General features: G+C 62.8%; 3 protein-coding genes, 1 tRNA gene and 1 pseudogene. 4 read left to right on the top strand and 1 reads right to left on the bottom strand.

The genetic code is table 11. The features are described from left to right. Positions 1 to 188 (bottom strand): annotated as a pseudogene (locus ACTHL0_RS03300) (hypothetical protein); the annotation flags it as partial. A gap of 263 nt (positions 189 to 451) precedes the next feature. Here ACTHL0_RS03300 and ACTHL0_RS03295 point away from each other — a divergent pair. The 4 genes from ACTHL0_RS03295 to ACTHL0_RS03280 all read left to right on the top strand — a co-directional run bounded on the left by ACTHL0_RS03295 (position 452) and on the right by ACTHL0_RS03280 (position 4,966). Next, a complete protein-coding gene (locus ACTHL0_RS03295) occupies positions 452 to 1,252 on the top strand; it encodes a response regulator (protein WP_440565163.1) in 801 nt (266 codons plus the stop codon). A 106-nt stretch (positions 1,253 to 1,358) separates the two neighbouring features. Next, a complete protein-coding gene (locus ACTHL0_RS03290; RefSeq protein ID WP_440565164.1) occupies positions 1,359 to 2,873 on the top strand; it encodes a sensor histidine kinase N-terminal domain-containing protein in 1,515 nt (504 codons plus the stop codon). A 242-nt stretch (positions 2,874 to 3,115) separates the two neighbouring features. Then, entirely contained in the window at positions 3,116 to 4,774 is a 1,659-nt protein-coding gene (locus tag ACTHL0_RS03285) for an MFS transporter (RefSeq protein WP_440565162.1), read from the top strand. Between the two features lie 115 nt (positions 4,775 to 4,889). Then, positions 4,890 to 4,966: transfer RNA gene (locus ACTHL0_RS03280), tRNA-Met, on the top strand. The last annotated feature ends 353 nt before the right edge of the window (positions 4,967 to 5,319 follow it).

Below are 5,319 nucleotides of genomic sequence, written 5' to 3'. Positions count from 1 at the left end.
CCGAACTGCTTTTCGATCTGCGCGAGCGCGGCAGCCAGCGCCTTGCTCTTTTCAGCAGTCAGTCCAGCCGAGCCTTTCTTGCTTTCTTCCATGAATCGTCCTTTGCTATGATGAGCGGGCGTCTGCGGCGGGCGGGCCGGGCAATGAAGCGCGGTGACACGCGGCGGGAGCCCCCTCGAGGCCACGATTTCAGCCCCGGGTGGCGGCCCCCGATCGGTACCTGCTCGGTACCCCATGGGTATCGATCGGTATCATTTCCCGGCTGGCGCACGAAACGCAGATACTGTATAAAAAAACAGGGTTCTTTGCAAGCCCGATGCGGGCGGATTTGCGTCGCGGCAACGAGGCATCGGCGGCCGTCACGGAACCGCCGAATGTCGGATCGATACAAGACCATCGGAGAGACCCGCCCGGCACCGGCTCGAAAGGCTGGCCGGCCGCGCGGGGCATCATGCGAATACTCATTGCCGAAGACGACAGCATACTCGCGGACGGCCTCGTCCGATCATTCCGCCAATCGGGCTATGCCGTCGATCACGTCAAGAACGGGAGCGAGGCCGATGCCGCGCTCTCGATGCAAACCTTCGATCTGCTCATTCTCGACCTCGGCCTGCCGCGCATGTCGGGGCTCGAAGTGCTGCGCCGCCTGCGCGCGCGCAATTCGGCGCTGCCCGTGTTGATCCTGACGGCGGTCGATGGTGTCGATGAGCGCGTGAAAGGGCTCGATCTCGGCGCGGACGACTACATGAGCAAGCCATTTCATCTGAACGAACTCGAAGCGCGCGTGCGCGCCCTGACGCGACGCGGCAGCGGCGGCGGGCCCACGGTCCTGCGGCACGGTTCGCTGGCTTACGATCAGGTGGGGCGCATTGCCTCGGTCAACGATCAGGTGCTCGAACTGTCGGCTCGCGAAGTGGGCGTGCTGGAAGTGCTGCTGCAGCGGATCGGGCGGCTCGTGTCGAAGGAACAACTGGTCGATCATCTTTGCGAATGGGGTGAAGAGGTCAGCAACAACGCGATCGAAGTGTATGTGCACCGGCTGCGCAAGAAGATCGAGCCGAGCGGCGTGCGCATCATCACCGTCCGCGGGCTCGGCTACTGTTTGGAAAAGCCCGCCTCGAGCGGCGCAGGCCCGTCTGCGGCGAGCGCTGCCGCGACCGTTCCGCCCGCACCATCGGCGGCCGCCGTGACGAACGTGCCCGTCCCTCCCCCGGCGCAAGGCGACGTGATCGCGAACGCCCGGCCAAAGTAGAGGCGCCGTGGCTTCATCCGCTTCCTCGAACGACGGCACGCCGCGCGGCCCGGGCTCCGCGCCGCATTCGACGCCGACACCACCGCCGACACCGCCCCTATCGCAGGTGTCAGACGAGGAACCCGGCAACGCCATGCGTGCAAATCCGTTCGCGCCGCCCGACGAAACCGAACCGGCCGCACCGAGCCGGCCCCGCTCGCTGTTCGGCGAAATCCTCGATTGGATGCTTGCGCCCCTGCTTCTGCTCTGGCCGATGAGCATCGCCGTGACTTACCTTGTTGCGAAGACGATCGCGAATGGCCCGTTCGATCGCGGCCTCGAGACCGACGCCTACGTGCTCGCGCGGCAGATTCATCCGGTGGGCGGCGTGGCCACACTGACGCTGCCCGACGCCGCGCGCGATTTTCTGACCGGCGACAACGTCGACAAAGTCTTCTATCAAGTGATCGGAACGCGCGGCGAGCTCGTGGCCGGTGTCTCCGATATGCCGCTGCCGAGCGAGGACGACCGGCCGCAACCCGGTTTGGTCGAGTTTCGCGACGCAACGCTGCATGGCAACGACGTCCGGATCGCCTACACCACGGTGGCGCCGAGTACCGATGGAAGCATGAGCGGCAACGGCCAATCGGTGCTCGTGCAAGTGGCAGAGACGTTCGACAAGCGCAGCGCACTGGCCAACGAGATCATCAAGGGCGTGATCCTGCCGCAATTCGTCATCCTGCCGCTGGCGATCGTGCTGGTCTGGTTCGGGCTTTCGCGCGGGCTCGCGCCGTTGACCTCGCTGCAAGCGAACCTGCGCGCGCGCCGGCCCGACGATCTCTCGCCGCTCGAAGCGTCGAGCGCGCCGCCCGAAATCGAGCCGCTCGTCACCTCGTTCAACGACTTGCTGACGCGGCTGGAGCAGAACATCGATTTGCAGAAGCGCTTTATCGCCGATGCGGCTCATCAAATGAAGACGCCACTGGCCGGCCTGCACACGCAGGCCGAGCTCGCGCTGCGCGACGACGTCTCGCCCGAGGTGCGCCGCTCGCTCGAACAGATCGCGACGGGCGCGGACCAAGCCGCGCGCCTCGTCACGCAACTGCTCGCCCTGGCGCGTGCGGAAAACCGCAGTTCGGGGCAAGTATTCACTCATGTCGAGATGGCGCACCTGGCTCGGCTCGCCGTGCGCGATTGGGTGCGCGCGGCGCTCGCCAAGCAGATGGATCTGGGCTATGAGGGGCCCGACGAAGCGGTGTTCGTCGAGGGCAATCCGGTGATGCTTCGGGAGATGCTCTCCAACGTCATCGACAACGCGATCCGCTACACGCCAGCCGGGGGCCGAATTACTGTCCGTGTCCAGCCGAAACGCGACACCGAAGAGGCTTGGATCGAGGTGGAGGACACCGGGCCGGGGATTGCGCCGGCCGAACGGCCTAAGGTGGTCGAGCGGTTCTATCGGATTCTCGGGCGCGAAGGCGACGGCAGCGGGCTCGGGCTCGCGATCGTCAAAGAGATCGCCACGATGCATGGCGGCACGCTCACGCTCGGCGATCATGTGTACCAGGACACACCGCGCCTCGCGGGCACATTAGTCCGGATCTGCCTGCCTCTTTCCCGCGAAACCCCGAGCTTACCCTGAGACCGGGGGCGGGAGCCGTTGCTCCGGCCCATCAGCAATCTTGCAAAAACCTGATTTTCGCGCGTGATGGCCGAAGTTACCAACATAACAAGACAACAATTCACCCACTCTCGCCGGATCGATCCGTAACATTAAAAGGCGATTCGTCAGTTGGCCGTAAGTTTTCATTCCAATAATCGTCAGCGGGTGTGCGCCGAATGCCGCCGCCTGCGAACGCACGATCAAAATACGGGAGACGACTCATGGCAACCTTAGGCGGGCAAATTTCGCACGCGCCGATGACGAGCGACGAGAAACGCGTCATCTTCGCGTCATCGCTCGGCACCGTTTTCGAGTGGTACGACTTCTACCTGGCCGGCTCGCTCGCGGCCTACATCAGCAAGAGCTTTTTCTCAGGGATCAACCCGACAGCCGCCTTCATTTTCACGCTCTTGGGCTTCGCGGCGGGTTTCGCGGTGCGTCCGTTCGGCGCGCTCGTGTTCGGGCGGCTTGGCGATATGGTCGGCCGTAAGTACACGTTCTTGATCACGATCACGATCATGGGCCTGTCGACCTTTGTCGTCGGCTTCCTGCCGGGCTACGCGACGATCGGCTTCGCGTCTCCGGTGATCTTTATCGCGATGCGGCTGCTGCAAGGCTTGGCGCTCGGCGGCGAGTACGGCGGCGCGGCAACCTACGTGGCGGAGCATGCGCCCGCGAACCGTCGCGGCTACTACACGTCGTGGATTCAAACGACGGCGACGCTCGGTCTCTTCCTGTCGCTGCTCGTGATCCTGGGCGTGCGCACGATGATGGGCGAAGACGCGTTTGGCGCATGGGGCTGGCGCATTCCGTTCATCGCGTCGCTGATCTTGCTGGGCATCTCCGTCTGGATTCGCCTGCAATTGAGCGAATCGCCGGCGTTCGTGCGCATCAAGGCGGAAGGCAAGACGTCGAAGGCGCCTTTGACCGAGTCGTTCGGTCAATGGGGGAATCTTAAGATCGTCATCCTTGCGCTGATCGGCCTGACCGCCGGTCAAGCGGTGGTGTGGTACACGGGGCAGTTCTACGCCCTGTTCTTCCTGACGCAAACGCTGAAGGTGGATGGCGCGAGCGCCAATATTTTGATCGCGCTGGCGCTGCTGATCGGCACGCCGTTCTTTGTCTTCTTCGGCTCGCTGTCGGATCGGATCGGCCGTAAGCCTGTGATCATGGCAGGGTGCCTGATCGCCGCGCTGACGTACTTCCCGCTCTTCAAGGCGTTGACGCACTACGCGAATCCCACGCTTGAGGCCGCCGAGCAGAAGGCCCCGATCGTCGTCATTGCCAATCCGGACGAGTGCTCGTTCCAGTTCAACCCGGTTGGCACCGCCAAGTTCACGAGTTCGTGCGATATCGCGAAGAGTGCGTTGGCCAAATCGGGCCTGAACTACGCGAATGTGGCGGCGCCGGCGGGCACGATGGCGCAGATCAAGGTGGGCGATACGGTGGTCGACACGTACGATGGCAAGTCGGCGGACGCGAAGGATAAAGCGAAGGCGTTCGACAAGACGCTGGCCGGTACGCTCAAGAGTGCGGGCTATCCGGCTAAGGCCGATCCGTCGCAACTGAATTGGCCGATGACGGTCGCCATTCTGGCGCTGCTCGTGATATATGTGACGATGGTCTACGGGCCGATCGCCGCGATGCTGGTGGAAATGTTCCCGACACGGATCCGGTATACGTCGATGTCCCTTCCGTACCATATCGGCAACGGGTGGTTCGGCGGGTTTCTGCCGGCCACGGCGTTCGCCATCGTCGCGGCGCAGGGCAATATTTACTCGGGGCTGTGGTATCCGGTGGTGGTGGCGCTGGGCACCTTCGTCATCGGCATGCTGTTCGTGAAGGAAACCAAGGACTCGAACATTTATTCCAGGGATTGAACGGGGATTGGCGCGCGGGGCTTGGGCCGCGCGTCGATGTGCGGGGGTGTCGGACCAGCGAGTTGCAGAAAGGGGTTGACACCGCACCCGTTCTTGACCATAATCGATTTTCTTCGGCGAATTAGCTCAGTCGGTTAGAGCGACGGAATCATAATCCGCAGGTCCGGGGTTCGAATCCCTGATTCGCCACCATATAAAACAAGGGGTTACGTTTGCGCGTAACCCCTTGTTCATTTCTGACTGTCAACCAAGTGTCAACGGCACAGGACCAGGTCCTAGCACTACGGTGTGACCGCCCTTTGCAAATTTCTCGCCCGATCATATTATTTGACTCTGTCACGCCGCGTAGCTTGCTGGCGTGCCGCGTGTATGACGCGTAAACGCTTCGACCACTCGAACGGGGAACGGCTATGGGCTTGCCACGGACATTTGTAGGTTTCAGCAGCACGGACATCCACTACTATCGCCTTATGACCGCTTGGAAGGCGAACGAGCACATCGATTTCAACTTCGCGGACTGCCAGCTCAATGTGGAAGTCCGATCC

The organism is Trinickia sp., assembly GCF_051961175.1.
Lineage (GTDB): Bacteria > Pseudomonadota > Gammaproteobacteria > Burkholderiales > Burkholderiaceae > Trinickia.
The sequence above is the reverse complement of the archived record's forward strand: the minus strand, read 5'-3'. Positions and strand labels throughout refer to the sequence as shown.

Coding starts and splice junctions, on each gene's coding strand:
- ACTHL0_RS03285 (WP_440565162.1), top strand. CDS start 3,116: ATGGCAACCTTAGGCGGGCAAATTTCGCACGCGCCGATGACGAGCGAC.
- ACTHL0_RS03295 (WP_440565163.1), top strand. CDS start 452: ATGCGAATACTCATTGCCGAAGACGACAGCATACTCGCGGACGGCCTC.